We start from the raw sequence: 362 nt of genomic DNA, 5'->3' as shown, positions 1-362 counted from the left end.
CGCAGCGCACGCGCCGCAACGACGCCCGCAGCACGCACTGGCGGCCGGCGACATCAAGATGACGCCACCGACGTGCGGTCGGCGCCTGGTCATAGCCCGGGCAGCGGCGCCCACACTCCGCGCACCGCGACCGGGCCCGGGCATACGCACGCACATCGACCACCAGCACCTCCCGGCCATCGATCTCCTCGAACGACACGTCCTCCACGACCGCTGGGATCGACAACACCTTCTGCACTACACTGGGCACGCGCAACGCCGGACTCCTTCAGGTCTAGTCTTCGCAAACCAAACCTTAAGCGAGACACCGGCGTTGCGCCCTACGCCACGCTCAAACCACCCACACCTACATCACAAGAGCC

At 66.9% G+C, this 362-nt stretch carries 1 protein-coding gene; it reads right to left on the bottom strand.

Going from position 1 to position 362, the window contains the following annotated elements:
• Positions 1–250: transposase family protein (locus ACLQ3C_RS21570; RefSeq protein WP_425707131.1), on the bottom strand; the 250-nt coding region annotated here is incomplete at its 3' end.
• Positions 251–362 lie beyond the last annotated feature (112 nt).

The sequence above is a fragment of the Gordonia sp. DT30 genome (assembly GCF_049844915.1).
Classification (GTDB): domain Bacteria; phylum Actinomycetota; class Actinomycetes; order Mycobacteriales; family Mycobacteriaceae; genus Gordonia.
This window is presented reverse-complemented; position numbering and strand designations above follow the sequence as displayed.